This window comes from Pseudomonas sp. SIMBA_041, from assembly GCF_046535095.1.
GTDB lineage: Bacteria > Pseudomonadota > Gammaproteobacteria > Pseudomonadales > Pseudomonadaceae > Aquipseudomonas > Aquipseudomonas mucoides.
This window is the reverse complement of the sequence record NZ_JAWRXJ010000011.1, coordinates 116,058-131,603: the sequence shown is the minus strand read 5'-3', so window position 1 is coordinate 131,603 and position 15,546 is coordinate 116,058. Positions and strand designations below refer to the sequence as shown.

At 61.4% G+C, this 15,546-nt stretch carries 13 protein-coding genes and 2 pseudogenes; 6 read left to right on the top strand and 9 right to left on the bottom strand.

Annotation, left to right across the window (positions count from 1 at the left end):
• Positions 1-14 precede the first annotated feature (14 nt).
• Positions 15-443 carry a DUF1801 domain-containing protein gene (locus SB725_RS24650; protein WP_410922700.1) on the bottom strand — a complete coding sequence of 143 codons (429 nt, stop codon included), beginning with the start codon at positions 441-443 and terminating at the stop codon, positions 15-17.
• A gap of 278 nt (positions 444-721) precedes the next feature.
• Between SB725_RS24650 and SB725_RS24645 the strand changes: the two genes are divergently transcribed.
• Positions 722-2,434, top strand: coding sequence for an amidase (locus tag SB725_RS24645; RefSeq protein ID WP_059182689.1), 1,713 nt, complete (start codon positions 722-724; stop codon positions 2,432-2,434).
• Between the two features lie 48 nt (positions 2,435-2,482).
• Here SB725_RS24645 and SB725_RS24640 read toward each other — a convergent pair whose 3' ends face one another.
• Positions 2,483-2,863, bottom strand: a complete 381-nt coding sequence (locus SB725_RS24640; protein ID WP_027924731.1) for a RidA family protein — start codon at positions 2,861-2,863, stop codon at positions 2,483-2,485.
• A gap of 67 nt (positions 2,864-2,930) precedes the next feature.
• A complete protein-coding gene (locus SB725_RS24635; RefSeq protein ID WP_027924732.1) occupies positions 2,931-3,122 on the bottom strand; it encodes a hypothetical protein in 192 nt (63 codons plus the stop codon).
• A gap of 32 nt (positions 3,123-3,154) precedes the next feature.
• Between SB725_RS24635 and SB725_RS24630 the strand changes: the two are divergent.
• Positions 3,155-3,435 (top strand): annotated as a pseudogene (locus SB725_RS24630) (Dyp-type peroxidase); the annotation flags it as partial.
• A 39-nt stretch (positions 3,436-3,474) separates the two neighbouring features.
• On the opposite strand, the gene SB725_RS24625 reads toward SB725_RS24630, so the two are convergent.
• Complete coding sequence (locus SB725_RS24625; RefSeq protein ID WP_410922699.1) at positions 3,475-4,491, bottom strand: succinylglutamate desuccinylase/aspartoacylase family protein; 1,017 nt, start codon at positions 4,489-4,491, stop codon at positions 3,475-3,477.
• Between the two features lie 171 nt (positions 4,492-4,662).
• On the opposite strand from SB725_RS24625, the pseudogene SB725_RS24620 reads away from it, so the two are divergent.
• Positions 4,663-5,148 (top strand): annotated as a pseudogene (locus tag SB725_RS24620) (TetR family transcriptional regulator C-terminal domain-containing protein); the annotation flags it as partial.
• On the opposite strand, the gene SB725_RS24615 reads toward SB725_RS24620, so the two are convergent.
• From SB725_RS24615 to SB725_RS24595, 5 genes are all read right to left on the bottom strand, one after another.
• On the bottom strand, positions 5,104-6,111 hold the full coding sequence (locus tag SB725_RS24615; protein WP_410922698.1) for a DMT family transporter: 1,008 nt from the start codon (positions 6,109-6,111) through the stop codon (positions 5,104-5,106). The pseudogene SB725_RS24620 and the gene SB725_RS24615 overlap by 45 nt on opposite strands.
• A complete protein-coding gene (locus SB725_RS24610; protein WP_027924736.1) occupies positions 6,111-6,809 on the bottom strand; it encodes an ABC transporter permease subunit in 699 nt (232 codons plus the stop codon). The genes SB725_RS24615 and SB725_RS24610 overlap by 1 nt, the downstream gene beginning before the upstream one ends.
• Positions 6,810-6,814: 5 nt before the next feature.
• A complete protein-coding gene (locus SB725_RS24605) occupies positions 6,815-7,528 on the bottom strand; it encodes an ABC transporter permease (RefSeq protein WP_027924737.1) in 714 nt (237 codons plus the stop codon).
• Between the two features lie 87 nt (positions 7,529-7,615).
• Positions 7,616-8,398 carry a transporter substrate-binding domain-containing protein gene (locus tag SB725_RS24600; protein WP_027924738.1) on the bottom strand — a complete coding sequence of 261 codons (783 nt, stop codon included), beginning with the start codon at positions 8,396-8,398 and terminating at the stop codon, positions 7,616-7,618.
• 27 nt (positions 8,399-8,425) lie between these two features.
• On the bottom strand, positions 8,426-10,429 hold the full coding sequence (locus SB725_RS24595; protein WP_410922697.1) for an aminotransferase class I/II-fold pyridoxal phosphate-dependent enzyme: 2,004 nt from the start codon (positions 10,427-10,429) through the stop codon (positions 8,426-8,428).
• 620 nt (positions 10,430-11,049) lie between these two features.
• On the opposite strand from SB725_RS24595, the gene SB725_RS24590 reads away from it, so the two are divergent.
• The 3 genes from SB725_RS24590 (at position 11,050) to glcE (ending at position 15,545) form a co-directional block, all read left to right on the top strand.
• A complete protein-coding gene (locus SB725_RS24590) occupies positions 11,050-12,810 on the top strand; it encodes a caspase domain-containing protein (RefSeq protein WP_172825940.1) in 1,761 nt (586 codons plus the stop codon).
• A gap of 171 nt (positions 12,811-12,981) precedes the next feature.
• Complete coding sequence (gene glcD / locus SB725_RS24585; RefSeq protein ID WP_027924740.1) at positions 12,982-14,481, top strand: glycolate oxidase subunit GlcD; 1,500 nt, start codon at positions 12,982-12,984, stop codon at positions 14,479-14,481.
• On the top strand, positions 14,481-15,545 hold the full coding sequence (gene glcE, locus SB725_RS24580; protein ID WP_410922696.1) for a glycolate oxidase subunit GlcE: 1,065 nt from the start codon (positions 14,481-14,483) through the stop codon (positions 15,543-15,545). The genes glcD and glcE overlap by 1 nt, the downstream gene beginning before the upstream one ends.
• Position 15,546 lies beyond the last annotated feature (1 nt).

Below are 15,546 nucleotides of genomic sequence, written 5' to 3'. Positions count from 1 at the left end.
CTCCCGATTTGTGCTCACTTGACCGGTTTACGCCGAGCGGCCGCCCGCGACAGGTTGAGCGCCACGGCGGACTTGATCAGTGCCTTCAACGCCTTTTCATCGAGCTTTTCGCCCTCATGCACATCAATGGCACGTCGGGTATTGCCTTCCAGGCTGGCATTGAACAGCTCTGCCGGATCCTCCAGCGCGGCGCCTTGGGCGAAGGTCATTTTGACCACGCTTTTGTAGGTCTCCCCGGTGCACAGGATCCCGGCGTGAGACCAGACCGGCACGCCCCGCCACTTCCATTCCTCGACCACCTCGGGATCGGCCTGACGGATCAACGTTCGAATGTGACCGAGCATCTCGCCCCGCCAATCGCCCAGTTCCTTGATTCTGTCGTCTATCAACGCCGAGGCGTCCTGCGTCACGGCAGCCTGTGCAACGGGCTCGTCCTTCTTCATACAGTGATCACCTGCTTCATGATGGTTTTGACCCGCCTCATGATAGTTGTCGCTCGTCCACCGCTCGAGCGTCACTGACTGACGGCGCCCCCGTCCGGCACGATCTGCGCACAGCGTTTCCTCTGCCACCGGCTTAATGCCAAAATGCAACGCTCAGGTCACCCGTCCAGCCCCTGCCCCGCGTCATGCAGTGCAACGAGAATCGATATGAACCCCCATTTTCAGATAAGTGATGCCCCTGAATCCCACGTCTCCCATCAGCCGCCGGCGGTCACAGCATGATTGAAGTCACTGAGGTTTCCATTGCGCAACTGCGTGCTGCGCTTGAATCCGGCCAGACCACGGCGGTCGAGTTGGTAGAGGCTTATCTCGCCAGGATCGATGCCTACGACGGCGCCGACACCCCTACCGCCCTCAACGCGGTGGTGGTTCGCAACCCCGACGCGCTCAAGGAAGCGCAAGCGTCGGATGCCCGTCGGGCCAAAGGCGAAACGCTGGGCCCGCTCGACGGCATCCCCTACACGGCCAAGGACAGCTATCTGGTGAAGGGGCTGACCGCCGCCTCCGGAAGCCCGGCCTTCGCCAATCTGATTGCCTATCGCGATGCGTTCACCATCGAACGCCTGCGCGGTGCCGGTGCCATCTGCCTGGGCAAGACCAACATGCCGCCCATGGCCAACGGCGGTATGCAGCGCGGGGTCTATGGTCGTGCCGAGAGCCCGTACAACGCGGACTACCTTACCGCGCCTTTCGCTTCGGGTTCGTCGAACGGTGCCGGCACCGCAACTGCTGCCAGTTTCGCCGCGTTCGGCCTTGCGGAAGAAACCTGGTCGAGTGGGCGCGGCCCAGCATCGAACAATGGCTTGTGCGCCTACACGCCCTCGCGCGGGGTGATTTCGGTGCGCGGTAACTGGCCGCTGACACCGACCATGGACGTGGTCGTGCCGTTCGCCCGGACCATGGCGGACCTGCTTGAGGTGCTCGACATTGTCGTGGCCGAAGACCCGGACACCCGCGGCGATCTGTGGCGGATGCAACCCTGGGTGCCGATTCCCAGTGTCTCCTCGGTGCGCCCCGCTTCCTATCATGACCTGGCCGCACAACCTGAGGCTCTCGCCGGCAAGCGTTTCGGCGTGCCGCGCATGTACATCAACAAAGATCTTGAAGCCGGCACCAGCGAGGCGCCGGGTATCGGCGGGCCGACCGGGCAGCGCATCAACACCCGCGCCTCGGTAATCGGTCTATGGGAAGCGGCTCGCAAGGCCCTCGAAGCCGCCGGCGCTGAAGTCGTCGAAGTCGATTTCCCGCTGGTCTCCAACTGCGAAGGCGACCGTCCGGGGGCACCGACCGTGTTCAATCGCGGCATCGTCTCCAAGGAGTTCCTGCACCACGAATTGTGGGACCTGACGGCCTGGGCGTTCGATGATTTCCTTCAGGCCAATGGCGATCCCAAACTGAATCGCCTGGTTGACGTCGACGGGCCGCTGATTTTCCCCCACGACCCCGGCACGCTGCCCAACCGCGAGGGCGATCTGGCGGCCGGCATGGACGAATATGTGCGGATGGCTGAACGCGGCATTACGCCGTGGAACGAGATCACCACCGTGCCTGATGGCTTGCGCGGGCTTGAACACACGCGGCGTATCGATCTTGAGCAATGGATGGATCGCCTGGGACTGGACGCGGTGCTGTTCCCGACCGTCGCCGACGTGGGCCCGGCGAACGCCGATGTCGATCCTGCGTCTGCGGACATTGCGTGGAGCAATGGCATTTGGGTCGCCAACGGCAACCTCGCCATCCGCCACCTCGGCGTTCCGACGGTCACGGTGCCGATGGGCGTGATGCCGGACATCGGCATGCCTGTCGGGCTGACGTTCGCCGGTCGCGCCTATGACGATTCGTCGCTGCTGCGCTTGGCGTCGGCGTTTGAAGCCACCGGGAGCAAACGCTTGATCCCGCCGCGCACCCCGCCGCTGCCAACCCAGCCGTAAACATTGAGCGGGATTGGTGCGCTACAGGCTCCAATCCCGCTCAATAATTCAGCCCTTGGCCGCCATTGCGGTGACTTCCACACGCATGCCTTCGACCGCCAAAGCGGCCACGCCCACAGCGGCGCGAACCGGCCACGGCTTGGCGAAGAAACGCTTGTAGACCTCGTTGAACGCGGCGCGATCAGCCATGTCGGTGAGGTAGATGGTCAGGTGCAACACCCGATCCATCGAACTGCCAGCCCCTTCCAGTGCTGACTTGAGCGCTTGCAGCGTGCATTCGCTCTGCTCGACGATGCCACCCAGTTCCAGACTGCCGTCGGCGCGGGTAGGGATCTGAGTGGAGACCAGCAGCCCACCAAAACCGGCAACGTCGGAGGAGATGGAGTCCTGGTCTGGATCAGGGATGAACGTGATGTCTTGGTTAGCCATGAGGATCTCGCGCTTGAGGTGAAAAGGGGCTGTTGCGTATCAGGCGCGCAGTTTACATCCATCTCATTTAATCGGGGCGCAGCAACCCGGAAGGAACCACCGTTTCGATCAGCCCGGTCGTCACGTCGTACACCAGCCCCGTCACCGTGAAACCACCCGGCAGGTTCGGATTGGCCTTCAGTGCCGCCACGTCAACCGCCACCGCTTTATAAGGGTCATCGATTTCAAGCGCCGCCAACTTGTCTGTCTCGACGCCCATGTGTCTGGCCATCGTCTCAAACAGCGCCGCGTTCACACAGTGCCTTGACCACGATACCAAGGGCGGCGAAGAAGTGAAGATCCTGCGCGACAATATGCCCTTTGGCAGTCCGGGTGCGGGCGAGTTTGGCACGTACTTCATCGGCTACGCCCGTTCGCCCGATCCCCTTGAACAGATGCTGGAGAACATGATTGTCGGCCGACCACCGGGCAATTATGTCCGCTTGCTGGATTTGCGCACTGCCTCCACTGGAGGCTTGTTTTTCATCCCTTCGGCAGACTTGCTGGAACAACTGGCGGACCTCAAGCCCTGAGCCGCGGGCGCAGCCTTCATGAATGACGGCTGCGCTCTGCTAGTTCGGATCGAGCAACCCGCCGCTCCAGTTGCGCGATACCCGGCTGCCGGTGAATTTCGCCACCACCGTGCCCTGCGGCACCAGCCGATCGCGATAACGGGTGACCATGCGCCCCGCTTGCTCGGCGACCAAAACCATCTCGGACGATGGATCGCCCGGCCGCCGCAGAATCCGCGCAAAGCGCTGCCCTTCTTCGACGAAATCCCCCAATTCTTTTTCAAAGATCAACACGCCGGGCTGCGGCGCCAGAATGGTTTCCATGTGGCCCATTTCCATCGCCTCGACGGGCCAGTCAACGGGTGCCTGCGCCTCATCGATGACCCCGCAGCCGCATAGCCAGACGTACAACCCTTCGGCGTCCTGCTCGGCAAACCGGTCGCTGACGTCGCCTTGCCCGCGCAACTCCAGTGTCGCCGCCATGCGTTGGTCGGTGACGCCGTCGCGCAGCCATGGCGCAATGAGGGTCTCTTCGAAAGAGCCATCGCCGCCGTCATCCCAGATGATCGCCACGTCCATTTTCATCGCGGCGGCCAATTCACGACCACGGGGCCAGAAACGGCGGTGGACGTAGAGGTAGGGCATTGCTTCGTCATCGGTGTGCAGGTCGAGCATCACGTCCGCCGGGGCCGCGAGCTGCACCAGTTTTTTTTGCCATTCCTGGACGTTGGTCGAGGGTTGGGCCATGGCGGCCGACTGGTCGAACCCGCGGTTGAAGTTATGCCCGGTAGCCTCATGAAAGCGACCGAGAAGGCGTCCTTGGCGAAACTGCCCGATGCCCAGCGGATTGGCTTGCGGCACCACCGTCACGCGGCCGTTGAGCCGCCCCTGGGCCTGGGCGACCTCAAGCTTCTGCATCAGCAGATGCAACACCAGCATCCCGGCGATTTCATCCGCATGCACCCCGGCCTGGAGGTGCACGGTCGGGCCGCTGCCATTGCCGTCGTAGCGCCACGCGCCGACCTGCACCGAGTCACCGTTGTTGTTGCGAACACTGAACGAAACATCCTGCGCCATCTGCTTGTCCTCCCGCGTCACGAACGTTAAAAACCGACACGTTGCCAAGGCCGAACTGGAGATTGAACGCACGTTCAACTAAGCTCGCCAACCAGGCAACACACCCAAGGAATCCTTGTGACAGTCCCTTCCACAAAAAACCGCCGCGCTGAACCGGACGAGCGTCGCGAAATGCTGGTGGCCGCCACCCTGCGCTGCCTGGTGCGCGACGGTCACGCCGGCATTTCCGTGCGCCGCATCGCCACCGAGGCCGGGGTGTCCGTGGGGTTGCTCAATCACCATTTCGGCAGCATCGATGCGTTGATTGCCGACACCTATCAAAAGATCGCCAGCGAGCTGACCACCGCCCTGCTCCAGGAGATCCAGCAGGCCGGCACGCCCGCGCAGAAGATGGACGCGTTCCTCACCGGTTCCTTCTCGCCTCGGGTCATGGACCCGCAATTGCTTGGGGTCTGGGTGGTGTTCTGGAGCCTGATCCGGCACTCAGAACACGTCAGCCAATCCCACGAAAAAAGCTACCGTGCCTACCTCGACCTGCTCCGCCAACTGCTGGATGACATGGCGGCCAGCGAAGGTTTCGTGATCCACGACACGCGCCTGGCTGCCATCGGCTTATCGGCGATGCTCGACGGTCTCTGGATCGAGTGGTGCCTGAACCCCGAAACCTTCAGCCCCGCCAACGGCCTCCACATCTGTCGCTGCTGGATAAAGGGGCTGCGACACGGAGCATTCAGCACCGACGACGTCCTGTGAGGGGTGACGGCCGAAGATCATCGCCAGGGTGCCGCTGACGGCGATCAGCCCGGCACCGACCATCAGCGACTCGTCCATCAGCGTGCCCCAGATCAGGCTCGACAAGAGGAACGCCCAGATCAGCCCGGTGTATTCGAACGGTGCGAGCAACGTGGCCGTGGCCCGCTGAAAACTGGCAAACAGCAGAAACTGGCCGATGCCGCCGACCAGCCCGGCGCCGAGCATCCCGACCCACGCGGGGGTGGGTGCGGGTGTGTAGGTCCAGGGCAACGCCACTGCCATGCAAATCACAAACACCACGTTGGTGATCAACATCTGTTCGAGCACGGACGTCTGCTCATCCACCTGGCGCAACTGGATGTAGGTGAACGCCCAGCACATCGCCGCCAACAACGTCAGCACCACCGGCACCGGATCAACCAGGTTGCTCGGGCGGCAGGCGATGATCACACCAACAAAACCGATGATCAGGCTAAGCCACTGCCAGCCGCTGGCGCGCTCCTTGAGAATCACCGCCGCCAGCACCGTGACCATGATCGGTGCGGAAAAATATAACGTGGTCATTTCCGCCAGGGTCAGGTCCCGGGCCGCCGTGTAATACAGCACCCAGGCAACAATCGACAACAACCCGCGCACCACCAGCAAGCGTCGGCTCGGCGAGCGCCAGGCGCGCTGGACCAAACGCAAATGCCCGGCCAGCAGACAGGCCAGGACCACCACAAGGGCGCGCCAGAACAGAATGCTGACCACCGAATAATCCGCCACCAGCCACTTGATGGCGGCGTCCTGCAGGGCCAGGAACGTATAACCCAAGGTGCACAGGCCAATGCCTTGCAACGACCGGTCAACCATCCTTGGCGTACTCATTACACCGACCTGCGCACGGGTGTCCCGCGCCGTTCGGCAAAGGCAAACAGCGCTTCGATCATGAACGTCAGGCAGACATACACGCCGGCCACCAACAGCAACGGTTGATAGACTTGCAGCGTTTGCGCCCGCACCACGTTGGCGGCGCCCAACAGATCGACAATCGCAATGGTCGAGGCCAGTGCGGTGGACTTCAGCAGCATCACGGTCTCCCCGGCCAGGGTCGGCAACAGCAGACGCAACGCCCTGGGCAAACGCACCCGCAGCAACGACTGGCGCGGGGTCATGCCAAACGCCGACGCCGCTTCCATTTCCCCTTTGGGCACCGCCAGCAACCCGCCGCGAATCACTTCGCCGACATAGGCCCCTACCGACACCACCAAGGCAAACACGATGTACCAGTAACCGTCGCGCAGGTATGGCCAGAGGAAGCTGCCGCGGATCAACGGGAACTGCGCAAACAGGCTGCCGAGGCCGTAGTAGAAGATGTAGATCTGGATCAGCAACGGCGTACCGCGCGTCACGCTGGTATAGAACAGGCTGACCTTGGCGATCACTTTGTTTTTCGAGATCCGGGCCAGCGCCACCAGCACTGCGAGCGCATAACCGAACACGCTGGAAATCAACAAAATGGTGATGGTCGTTTGCAGCCCCCGGCCCAACAGCGCCGCGTATTCAACTATCCACGCTGGAATCATTTCATTCACTCAGCCAAAGGCATCCAGCGACGGATGCGTCGCTCAAGCCGTCCCGACAGGTAGTTGGACACCAGCGTCACGGCGTAATACATCGCCGCGGCGGTGAGGTAGAACAACAGGTAGTGACGCGTCGAGCCCGCGCCTTGCTTGGCGGTGTACAGCAACTCGTTGGTGCCGACCACGCTGATCAATGCGCTGTCCTTGATCAGGTTGATCCACAGGTTGGCCATCCCGGCCATGGCGTAAGGCGCCATGATCGGCAGCGTGACCCGTCGGAACAGGCCGAAGCCGCTCAAGCCGAACGCTTTGCCTGCCTCGATCTGACCGAACGGAATAGCCTGGATCGCCGCCCGGAAAATCTCCGAGGCGTACGCGCCCTGCACCAGCCCCAGCACCACAATCGCCGCCAGCGGACCGCTGACATTCACCGTGTCGTAGCCCATCTGCGCCATCAGCGAATTGAGCAGCATCGAACCGACGTAGTACAGCAGCAGGATCAGCAACAACTCCGGAACCGCACGGAATAACGTGGTGTAACTGCGCATCAGTGCCGCGATCGGTTTCGGCGCGCCCAGCTTGAGGCAAGCCACCACCAGCCCGATCAGGAGCCCGAGCACAAACGCCCCGGCGGAAATCTGCAGGGTCATCCAGAGCCCTTTCAACAGCGCACTGCCCCATCCTTGTTCGCTGAAATTGATCAAATCGAACATTGCCGGCATTTTACTCTCCCGTTAAAGCACCACCGGACCTTGTGGGCGCGAGCAAGCTCGCGCCCACAAGGTTTTGCATCGGCCACAGGATCTCTATCAGAACGCCGGTTTCACGCTGGTGCCGAAGTAGTGTTGGGACAGGTCGTCATAGTCCTTGCTCGCCAGCAAGGTCTTGATCGCCGTGTCGAGTTTGGCCTTGAGCTCGGTGTCGTCCTTGCGCAAACCGGCGCCCACGCCTTTGCCAAAAATCGGGTCGTAAGGCACTGCGCCGAGGTAGGCCAGGTCCTTGGCATCCGGGGTCTGGACGAAGGCCGCCATGGCCGTGCCGTCCGCCATCATCAGGTCGATACGACCGGCAATCAGGTCGGCGTTGGCCGAGTCCTGCGTGTCGTAATACTTCACGTCGGCAATTTTTTCGTAGTACGTCTTCAGGTAACTGGCGCTCACCGTGGAGTTCTGCACCCCAATGGTTTTGCCCTTCAGGTCATCCGGGTACTTCTTAACAGACGCGTCCTTCGGCCCGACAATCGCGATCACCGAATCGTAGTAAGCCTTGCTGAAGGCGATCTGTTTTTCCCGTTCTTCAGTCACCGACATCGAGGAAAAAATCACGTCGATCTTCTTCGCCAGCAACGAAGGAATGATGCCGTCCCACGCCACTTCCTTGATTTCACACTCGGCTTTCATCTCGCTGCACAGCTTGTGGATCAGGTCGACTTCGAAGCCCTTCCACTCACCGTTGGCCTGTTTCTCGGTGTACGGCGGATAGGGTTCGGCCGCGACCGCGAACCTGATCGGTTGCGCCTGCGCCGCGCTCATGCCAGCCAGCAACAAGCAGGCCGCGCCGGTAAACCAGTTTGCCAAACGTCGATTTCCCATGATTTTTCCCCGTCTTTTTATGATGTTTTAGCGAGTCTGATGTGCGTTGACGAACTGTCGGCAACGTTCACTGCGTGGGTGTACGAACACTTCATCCGGCGAACCGGTTTCCTCGATCAGCCCTTGGTGCAAGTAGGCGACTTGGGAAGACACATCGCGGGCAAAGGCCATTTCATGGGTCACCAGGATCATGGTCCGGCCTTCTTCCGCGAGGGAGCGGATCACCCGCAGCACTTCGCCGACCAGTTCCGGGTCGAGTGCCGAGGTGGGTTCATCGAACAGCATGACCTTGGGCCGCATGGCCAGGGCCCGGGCGATGGCCACCCGTTGTTGCTGCCCCCCGGAGAGAAACGCCGGGTACTCGTTGCGCTTGGCCGCAAGCCCCACGCGTTCCAGCAAGGCTTCAGCCCGTTCAGTGGCTTCGGCACGGCTTTCACGCAGGACCTGGGTCGGCGCTTCGATGAGGTTTTCCAGCACCGTGCGATGGGGCCAGAGGTTAAAGTTCTGGAACACCATGCCCAGGCTCGAACGGATCCGCACCAGCTGTTTGGCGTCGGACACCAGTGGCGCGCCGGGACGGTCGTGGTTGAGCTTGATGCTTTCGCCGTCCACCAGAATGCGTCCCTGGTCCGGCACTTCGAGCATGTTGATGCAGCGCAGCAAGGTACTTTTGCCCGAGCCGCTGGCGCCGATCAGGGAGATCACATCGCCTTCGCGGGCCGTCAGCGAGACGCCCTTGAGCACTTCGATATTGCCGAAGCGTTTGTGCAGGCCATCGACTTCGATCATGGTCTTGGACGTGACGGGGACAACGGTGGCTTCGCAGGTGACGCGACTGATCACCGGTCGTGGCGCCTCACCTTTCAGCACCAGGACAAAATCGCGAATACGCTGACAGGCCTGGGCCAACCGCTCTTCTCCGAGGGTGAACGAGAGCCGCACAAAGCCTTGCGCCGGCTCGCCAAACGCCGCCGCATCGAGGACCGACACGCGCGCCTCGCGCAACAGGCGCCAGGCGAACTCCAGCGAAGTCAGCCCGGTGTCACGCACGTCCATCAACACGAACATGCCGGCATCGGGGTTGAGCACTGAAATACCCGGGCAGTTGGACAGACTCGTGACCACCAGATCACGCCGACGGCGATAGATGTCGCGCATGCCGTGGGTCACGTCTTCGTGGGCCTGCACCGCTTTCAGCGCCGCTTCCATGACAAACCCCGGCAAGCCATAGAGCATACTCAGCACCAGGGTTTCCGCGTGGGCGATCAAGGCTTCGTTGGCGACGATCCAGCCGATCCGCCAGCCGGTCATGGCATGGGATTTCGACAGACTGCCGACCACCACGCAGCGCTCGGCCATGCCCGGCAACGCCGCGAGGCTGAGGTGTTCGCGTTCGAAGGCGAGGCTTTCGTAGACTTCGTCGACCACCACCCACAGGTCATGTTCGATGGCGAGGTCGGCGATGGCTTGCAGCTCTTCGCGGTTGAGCACCACGCCGGTGGGGTTGTTCGGGTTGGAGAAGAAAATCGCCCGGGTGCGCGGGGTGATGGCCTTGGCCAACACGGCGGCATCGAGCCTGAAACCGCAATCCGCCGAGCACGGCACCCGCACCAGCGTGGCGCCGGAGGCCTTGAGGGTGGCCTCGTACGTCACGTACATCGGGTCCAGGGCAATCACTTCATCGCCCGTGTTGAGCAGGCACATCGAGGTGATGAACAACGCGTTCTGCGCCCCGGCCGCGACGATCACGTTCGGCGCTTGCACCTCACGGCCGAACAATGGGCTGTAGCGGTTGGCGATGGCTTCGCGCAAGGCCTGGCGACCGGCGATCTCGGTGTAGTGAGTGTCACCCTCGCGCAGCGCTTCGATGGCGGCATCGGTGATGAAATCGGGTGTGGGGAAATCCGGGTCACCGACGCTGAGAATGATCACATCCTCGCCACGGCGCTGGGCTTCAAAGGCTGCATTGTGAATATCCCAGGCGGCGACACCGTCGCCTGAAATCCGCTCAACAAAAGGTGAAAACCGCATGCCAGTGCCTCGTTCGAATTGAAGAAACGCCAGCCCGCGCTACCCGCCGGGGAGGTGGCCATCAACATAGTCGAAGCTGAACAGTCGTTCAACAGAAAAGTCGCGAAGGTTCGCGTTCAGCGTAAACAGGTCGTTTTCACGACAGTCGCGGCGTTTTCAGCACGGGGACATGGTGAGGATAATGGGAATCCCGAGAGGGTTTCCGGCCACGGAAGTTTAATAAGACGGGTACAACTTCTGAGTCAGCCTTATTAGATAAGTGCTGCACATTAGATAATTCCTTCACACGTGTAACACCAACAAGACACTTATAAAACCTGACACCTTCAACCTAGGCTAAACCTCAATAACATCAGCACTTCGTACCGACGCGCCTTTCTGAACACCCCCGAACCCCAAGGCCTTCACCCGCACCTTAGAAGTTCACCCCACTAGCAATGCTCTAAATTAAAAACAACTGACTCATTCCAATTAATCATAAAAAAGCCCAGTCGGATTTTGCTAATCGAATATGCTCAACTCAACGCACCAACAGGCAGTTAGTTCTCTTATCAAGCCGATGACAACAACCGCTTGTTCATGCAAATAACGCCAGCAGACATCACTTCAAGGAAATGGACATGAAGATCAAGATTCTGTGCGTGCATGGCATTGGCCATGAAGAAGCGGATGAGAGTTTCGAGCAATCCTGGAAACGGTCGATTACCACGGCGGTGCTGAGCGTGGCGCCGAATGCGGTGATCGAACTGGACTATTTCGAGTATGACGCGCGCTTTGCGTCCAGCGGTCTGGGCGCGCCGGAAATTGCCGAAGCGACGCTGCGTCTACTGACCAGCGCCGTCATCCATTCAGTCGGGGATCTGTTCCGGCGTGATCGCGGCATCGGGCAATTTCCTGATCGCCTGCGCTGGACGGCCGGCATGGTGGCGCAATGGACCGCGGACGAGGCGCTGCGAACCACGCTGCGTAAAGACCTCGCCACGCGCATCAACGACTCAGAACCGGATATCGTCTGTGCGCACAGCCTCGGAACACTGGTCGCCTATGACACGTTCCGTCGGGATCCGTCGCTGATGAACAAGCGCGTGCTGATCACGTTCGGCTCGCAGATTGCCAACCCCGCAGTACGCGAGACGTTCGGCGGACGTATCGAAGGCATTGACACGGCATACAAGTGGTACCACCTCTACAACGAACACGATCATGTGTTTACCGCACCGCTGTACCTGCGCGATGCCAACTTCACTCAAGTCATGACGCCTTTCGACAAACCGGGCGACGCGCTCAATCACGATGCAACGTACTACCTCGGTCACCCCGAAACCCGGTCCAATGTCTGGGGCCCGCTGTTACAGGTCGGCCTCGCCAGGGGGTTCGACAAACGTTTGCTCGCCGTCGACAAATCACTCGGTCTGGCCGTGCCAAAGGCACAAACCGCACGTCGTTCGAGAGACAAGGCGTTGCTGATCGGGATCAACAACTATCCCAACCCTTCGGACCGGCTCGAGGGTTGCGTCAATGACGTGTTCCTGATGAGTTCATTGCTGCAAGAATCGAACTTCTCTCCGGATGACATCCGCGTCGTGCTCGATGACCGCGCCACCACCGCCGGCATTCGCGATCGCCTGCACTGGTTGCTCGACGACGCCCAAGCGGGTGATCGCCGAGTGCTGTTCTACTCAGGGCACGGTGCGCAGATTCCCAATACCAATGCCGCCGGCGAGGCCGATCGCATCGATGAATGTCTGTGCCCCTGGGATTTCGACTGGACGCCGGAACACGCCATCGTCGACAACGACTTTCGCGACCTGTACATCCAGCTGCCGTACAACACACAGTTCATAACCATCTTCGATTGCTGCCACTCGGGCGGCATGACGCGTGAAGGCGCGCGGCGTGCCCGAGGGTTGACGCCACCGGATGACATCCGCCATCGCGCCCTGCGCTGGGAGGCCAGTCTGCAGATGTGGGTCGAGCGCGATTGGGTGAAAGAGGCGCGCAAGAACGCGCAGAAGGCAGAAGCCGCCAACACCGTGAGCAATCGCGACGGCATTCGCCGGGTCGGCCAGGCCATCGCGGTACGCGGGTACGACGACAAGCTCTACAACAGACGTCGCATCGCTTACAAACACGATGGCCCTTTTCTGCCGATCCTCATGTACGCCTGTGGCGAATCCCAACTGTCGTATGAGTACCGCCACGGCGTGATTTCGTACGGCGCGTTCACCTACGCGCTCGCCCAGACGCTGCGCTCATCCAAAAAGCGTCCGACATTCAATGCCTTGGTCCGCGCCACGGGCAAGCTCCTGGCCGAGCTGGGTTATGACCAGAAGCCGGCCATTGTCGGGCCGAAGGTTTTACTCGGCAAAGTCGTTCCATAAACCATCAACCACCACGCTGAAAATCAAACCGGGCGTCTTGAAGACGCCCGGTTTCTTATTGAGTGGGTCAAAATCAAATCGGCTCCTGCTCGCAACTGAGCTAACGTTGGCGAGGGACCTATCATCGAAACCTGACCTCTAATAAAAACAACCGAGGGTCGCGATCAGGCTATGAACATTCTTTACGACGAACGCGTCGACGGCGTTTTGCCCGAGGTCGACAAAGCCGCCCTGCTCCAGGCGTTACGAGCGCGCTTGCCGGATCTGGACATCCTGCATCAGCAAGAAGAGCTCAGACCGTATGAATGCGACGGGCTCTCCGCGTATCGCACCACGCCGCTGCTGGTGGTGTTGCCGCGCCACCTGGACGAAGTCCAGGGCATCCTTCAAGTCTGTCATGAGCGGCACGTCGCTGTGGTTGCCCGTGGCGCCGGCACCGGGTTGTCCGGCGGTGCACTGCCGCTGGAAAAAGGCGTGCTGCTGGTAATGGCGCGCTTCAACAACATCCTGCACATAGACCCCGCCGCCCGCACGGCGCGGGTTCAGCCGGGGGTGCGCAACCTGGCGATTTCCCAGGCCGCGGCGCCGTTTGGTTTGTATTACGCGCCGGATCCCTCCTCGCAGATTGCTTGCTCAATCGGCGGCAACGTCGCCGAAAACGCCGGTGGCGTGCATTGCCTCAAATACGGCCTGACCGTGCACAACCTGCTCAAAGTCGACATTCTGACCGTCGAGGGCGAACACCTGACGCTGGGCTCCGACGCGCTCGACTCGCCCGGTTTTGACCTGCTGGCCTTGTTCACCGGTTCCGAAGGCATGCTCGGGGTCATCACCGAAGTCACGGTGAAACTGCTGCCCAAACCGCAAACCGCCAAAGTGCTGCTGGCCGCCTTCGATTCCGTGGAAAAGGCCGGGCGCGCGGTGGGTGACATCATTGCCGCCGGCATCATCCCCGGCGGCCTGGAGATGATGGACAACCTGGCGATTCGCGCCGCCGAGGACTTCATCCACGCCGGCTACCCCGTCGACGCCGAAGCCATTTTGCTCTGTGAACTCGATGGCGTTGAAGCCGATGTCCATGATGATTGCGACCGCGTGCGCCAGGTGCTGGAACAGGCTGGCGCCACCGAAGTCCGCCAGGCCCGCGATGAAGCCGAGCGCGTGCGGTTCTGGGCCGGGCGCAAGAATGCCTTCCCGGCCGTCGGACGGCTGTCGCCGGATTACTACTGCATGGACGGCACGATCCCGCGCCGCGAACTGCCCGGTGTGTTGCGGGCTATCGCGACACTCTCGGATGAATATGGCCTGCGGGTGGCCAACGTGTTCCACGCCGGCGACGGCAACATGCACCCGCTGATTCTGTTCGACGCCAATCAACCGGGCGAGCTCGACCGCGCCGAAACCCTGGGCGGCAAGATCCTCGAACTGTGCGTGAAGGTCGGCGGTAGCATCACCGGTGAACACGGCGTGGGGCGGGAGAAAATCAATCAGATGTGCGCGCAGTTCAACAGCGATGAGCTGACCGTGTTCCATGCGGTCAAAGCGGCCTTCGATCCTGGCGGCCTGCTCAACCCCGGCAAGAACATTCCGACCCTGCACCGCTGCGCCGAGTTTGGCGCGATGCACGTGCATATGGGGCAGTTGCCCTTCCCTGATCTGGAGCGCTTCTGATGCGTAGCGAACACGACATGGATGACAGTGCCGCGCTGCTGGAGCAGGTCAACCAGGCGCTGCAAAACGCCACGCCGTTGCGCATTCAGGGCTCCAACAGCAAGGCATTCCTGGGACGGATCGTTGCCGGTGAGGTGCTCGACACGCGCACCCACCGGGGCATCGTCAGCTATGACCCGACCGAACTGGTGATCACCGTCCGCTGCGGCACACCGTTGTCAGAACTGGCTGAGGTATTGGACCACGCACAGCAGATGCTGCCGTGTGAACCGCCCTCCTTCGGCGAAGGCGCCACCGTCGGCGGCATGATTGCTTGCGGCTTGTCGGGGCCTCGACGCCCGTGGTCAGGCTCGGTCAGGGACTTTGTCCTCGGCACACGGGTGATCACCGGGCATGGCAAGCATCTGCGCTTCGGAGGCGAAGTCATGAAGAACGTCGCCGGTTACGACCTGTCGCGCCTGATGGTCGGCAGTTACGGATCGCTGGGGGTGGTGACTGAAGTGTCACTCAAAGTCCTGCCCAAACCGCGTCAATGCCTGAGCATCAGCCTGGACATGGACAGTGACCGCGCCCTGCTGCGCCTCGCGGAATGGGGCCAGCAGCCCTTGCCGATCAGCGCCGCGTGCCACGACGGGCAACGCCTGCACCTGCGGCTTGAGGGTGGCGAAGGCTCGGTGGCGGCGGCCCATGATCGATTGGGCGGCGAGCGGCTGGACGCGAACTATTGGGCGGACCTCAACGAACATCGACTGAGTTTCTTTGATGAGGACCAACCCCTTTGGCGGTTGTCCCTGCCCCACAACACACCCCGACTGTCTTTGCCCGGCGTTCAACTGATCGATTGGGGCGGCGCACAGCGCTGGCTCAAATCCGAGGCGCAAGCCTCGTTCATTCGCAAGATCGTCGGCGAGGTCGGCGGGCATGTGACCTGCTACAGCCATGGCCTGATCGAAAGCCCGTTCCAACCGCTGCCGGCTGCACTGATGCGCTATCACCAGAACCTGAAGCAGCAACTTGACCCACGGGGCATTTTCAACCCCGGTCGCCTGTACGCGGAGTGTTGAC